Below are 3,674 nucleotides of genomic sequence, written 5' to 3'. Positions count from 1 at the left end.
CGACGGTCGACACCGCCGTCGCCCACTGCGAGGCGGCGGTCGCCTTCTCGCTGGCTTAAAGCGGCTCAGCGCCCGGCGGCGCGCAGTTCGTCTTCGTCGTCCGCGCCTTCCGGATCGTCGTCCCACGGCGCGACGTCGTCGGCCCGCGCGGCGAGGGCGAAGAGCGGCGCGTCGAGCTCGGGTTCCTCTTGTGGCGGCGGGGCCGTGACAGGCTTTGGCGCGACGGCGGGCGCGGTCGCGACGCTGGGCCCACGCCGGGTGGTCACTGGCCGGCGCAGCAGAGCCTCGATGCGGGCGAGCCAGCGGTTGGCCTCGGCGATCGCCTCGGCCGGCGGCAGTTCATAGCGCTGGCCCTCGTCTTCGGGCAGCCACAGGTCGAGCACGAAGTCGGGGTGGCCCAGGTCGTCGAACACCAGGCGCAGGGCCACGCGTTCGGCGGCGTCGAAGGCGTTGAGCGCCATCCGCTGCTCGCCGCGATGGACGCGGCCCACCACCAACCCGTCGACGATGGCCTCCGCGCCCACCAGTTCGTCCAGGCCGTAGACCAGGCCCCAGGCGCCGGCGTCCCAGACCACGGCGACCTGGTTGCGAGTGAAGTCGAAGCCGATCCCGCGGCCACGGCCCAGGGCCGGCAGGAAACCGTGGGTGTCGCCCTGCAGCACGGCCTTCAACCCGCGCTGGATGCGGCGGCGCTCGGCGCCGCTCCACCGCGCGATCCCGGCCAGCACCGTCACCGCGACGCCGGCGACGCCGACCAGCATCAGGAGCCGAGTGAGTTCGTCCATGAGGCGAAAGCTAAGCCCGTTGGTTGAGTCTGCCCAAACGCCGGTCTTCAGAGGTCGAGTTCGATGACCAGCGGCACGTGGTCCGAAGGCTTGTCCCAGCTGCGCACGTCGCGGTGGATGCTGACCCCGGCCAGCCGGTCGGCGGCCTGCGGCGAGAGCAGGGCGTGGTCGATGCGGATGCCGTTGTTCCGCTGCCAGGCGCCGGCCTGATAGTCCCAGAAGGTGTAGGCGCCGGGACTGCCGTCGGCTTCCAGGAAGGCGTCGGTGAAACCCAGGAACTTCAGCGTCCGGAAGGCGTCGCGGCTCTGCGGCTGGAAGAGGGCGTCGCCTTCCCAGTTGGCCGGGAACTCCGCGTCGCGCGGCTCGGGGATGACGTTGTAGTCGCCGGTCAGAACCAGCGGTTCCTCCAGCGCCAGCAGGGCTTCGGCGTGGCGCTGCAGGCGGCCCATCCAGGCGAGCTTGTAGCCGAACTTCTCGGTCGCCACCGGATTGCCGTTGGGCAGGTAGATCGAGGCCACCCGCACCGGCGTCGGGCCGCTGACCACGGCTTCCAGATAGCGCGACTGCTCGTCCTCGCCCGGTTCAGGCAGGCCGCGGCGTACGTCCTCCAGCGGGGTCTTCGAGAGCATGGCCACGCCGTTGTAGGTCTTCTGGCCGTGGACGGCGACATTATAGCCAAGCCGTTCAAAGGCTTCGGCGGGGAACTTCTCGTCGACGCACTTGATCTCCTGCAGGCAGGCGACGTCGGGCTTGGCCGCCTCGAACCACTTCAGCACCGTCTCCAGGCGCGCGTTGACCGAGTTCACGTTCCAGGTGGCGATGCGCATCCAGGCCTACTTCTTGGTCAGGGTCAGCGGCAGGCTCGCGCCCTGGTTCCAGGTCCCGTCGAGCGTCTTGCCGTCCGCCGAAAGCTTGGCCGTCAGCTCTCCGGAAATCGGCAGGAAAAGGATCGAGAGCTGGCCGCCCTCGGTCTTCACCGCCGTCGCCGGAATGGTCGCGCCCTGGTCGACGCTGTCGAGGACCGCCGTCGCCTGGCCGTTCACCGTCTTGATGTGGAACACCAAGTGCAGGGTCTGGCCGCCGGCGGAAAGCGCGCCCGCCCAGTCGCCGTCATAGGTCTGGGCGAAGGCGGGGACTGTGAGCGCCGCGGCCAGGAGTGCGCCCAAGCCCAGGCGGCGGCCGATCTTCGCGGACATCATGGCGGAACCCTCCGTGCAGCCGCCGGCAAGGTGTCGCTCTCCGCCCGCGGGCGCAAGGCGGGTTTCGCGTTTTGCGCGCTAAGGCCTGACAGTCGCGGCCCGACTGTGGCAGCATCGCGCCGCGTCGGGGGAGACCAGTATGGACTGGCAGCTTGAGCGAGAGGGGTCGCGGTTTGTCGGCCGCGTGAAGGGCCGGGTGGACGAGACCACCTGGGAGGCCTTCTCGCAGGCGCTGATCGCGGCGGTGAAGGACGCGGCCGCGGCCGGCGGCGCGCCGCTGGTCGTCGACCTCTCCGGCCTGGACTACATGTCCTCGCGCGGCCTGCGGGCGCTGACCATGGCCCGGCGCGAGGCCGGCGAGGCGGTGGCGATCAGCTTGGCGTCGCCGAACGCGCGGATGCGCGAGATCCTGGCCATCAGCCGCTACGACAAGCTGTTCGAGGTCACGGGCTGATGCTGGTCAGGTTTTGGGGCACGCGCGGCTCGCTGCCGGTCGCGCAGAAGGCCGGCGCGATCCAGGGCAAGATCGCCAAGGCGCTGGTGGCGGCCGGCGGCCATGTCTTCGAGGACGAGGCGGAAGCGGCGGCCTTCGCCGCGGCCAACCTGGATTTCGCGACCTTCGGCGCCTTTGGCGGCGCCACCTCCTGCGTGGAGATCGAGGGCGGCGACGACGCCTACCTGATCTGCGACATGGGCTCGGGCCTGCGCGAGTTCGGCCTGGACGCCTTCCGCCGCTGCGCCGCCGGCCACGCACGGACCTACCACTTCTTCCTGTCGCACCTGCACTGGGACCACATCATGGGCTTCCCGTTCTTCGGGCCGGCCTTCGATCCCGGGGCGACCATCGTCATCCACGCGGGCCATGCGGACGCCGAGGCGGGGTTGCGCCGCCAGCAGGAGGAGATCTCCTTCCCAGTGCCGTTCGACTGGCTGCGGGCCAAGATCAGCTTCCAGACCCATGCGGTGGGCGAGCCGTTCGACGCCGCCGGCGTCACCGTCACCCTGATCCGCCAGCACCACAGCCACGATAGCTACGGCTTCCACTTCGCCAGGGATGGCCGCGCGGTGATCTATTCCACCGACAGCGAGCACAAGGTCGATCACATGGACGCCGAGGCGGCGTTCGAAGCCTTCTTCGCCGGTGCCGACCTGGTGATCTGCGACACCATGTATTCCCTGGGCGACACCGTGAGCCTGAAGCAGGACTGGGGTCATTCCTCCAACGTGGTGGCGGTGGACCTGTGCCTGGCCGCCGGCGCCAAGCGCCTGGCCCTGTTCCACCACGAGCCCACCTATTCCGACGCCGACATCCAGCGGATGCATCAGGAGACCCTCCGCTACGAGGAGCTGGTGCGCGAAGACCGGCCGCCGCTGCAGGTGATCTGCAGCTACGACGGCCTCGAGGTCCGGGTCTGAACGAGCTCGACCCCGGCGCACGCCTTAGGGTCCGGCTGGCCGGGCTCGCCGCCGCGGTCCTGGCCGCCGTCGCCCTCTTCGCCGCCGGCGATGGTCTGCGCCGGCCGCTGTTCGACGCCTTCCAGAAGGTCGCCGCGCCGGAACAGCCCGCGCCGTCCAAGGTCGACGTGGTGCTGATCGACGGCCCCAGCCTGAAGGCGGTCGGCGGCTGGCCCTGGTCGCGCTACGTCATGGGCCGGCTGACCGAGGCGATCGCCGCGCGCGGGGCCAAGGC

6 protein-coding genes are annotated in these 3,674 nt (G+C 70.4%); 3 read left to right on the top strand and 3 right to left on the bottom strand.

Features of this window, described 5'->3' with window-relative positions:
* Positions 1-65: 65 nt before the first annotated feature.
* The 3 genes from VGL85_RS01360 to VGL85_RS01350 are packed head-to-tail and all read right to left on the bottom strand — an operon-like array spanning position 66 to position 1,984.
* Positions 66-785: a hypothetical protein gene (locus tag VGL85_RS01360; RefSeq protein ID WP_331585217.1), complete on the bottom strand. Its 720-nt coding sequence runs from the start codon at positions 783-785 to the stop codon at positions 66-68.
* A 47-nt stretch (positions 786-832) separates the two neighbouring features.
* Positions 833-1,612 (bottom strand): exodeoxyribonuclease III, encoded by a 780-nt coding sequence (gene xth / locus VGL85_RS01355; protein ID WP_331585215.1) that lies wholly within the window; start codon positions 1,610-1,612, stop codon positions 833-835.
* Between the two features lie 6 nt (positions 1,613-1,618).
* Entirely contained in the window at positions 1,619-1,984 is a 366-nt protein-coding gene (locus VGL85_RS01350; RefSeq protein ID WP_331585213.1) for a hypothetical protein, read from the bottom strand.
* Between the two features lie 139 nt (positions 1,985-2,123).
* Here VGL85_RS01350 and VGL85_RS01345 point away from each other — a divergent pair, with 139 nt between their 5' ends.
* From VGL85_RS01345 to VGL85_RS22125, 3 genes are all read left to right on the top strand, one after another.
* A complete protein-coding gene (locus tag VGL85_RS01345; RefSeq protein ID WP_331585211.1) occupies positions 2,124-2,438 on the top strand; it encodes an STAS domain-containing protein in 315 nt (104 codons plus the stop codon).
* A complete protein-coding gene (locus VGL85_RS01340; RefSeq protein ID WP_331585209.1) occupies positions 2,438-3,400 on the top strand; it encodes an MBL fold metallo-hydrolase in 963 nt (320 codons plus the stop codon). Before VGL85_RS01345 ends, VGL85_RS01340 begins: the two co-directional genes overlap by 1 nt.
* On the top strand, positions 3,367-3,674 hold a 308-nt coding region (locus VGL85_RS22125; protein WP_414695148.1), incomplete at its 3' end, for a CHASE2 domain-containing protein. The genes VGL85_RS01340 and VGL85_RS22125, both read left to right, overlap by 34 nt.

This window comes from Phenylobacterium sp. (assembly GCF_036501465.1).
GTDB lineage: Bacteria > Pseudomonadota > Alphaproteobacteria > Caulobacterales > Caulobacteraceae > Phenylobacterium.
This window is presented reverse-complemented; position numbering and strand designations above follow the sequence as displayed.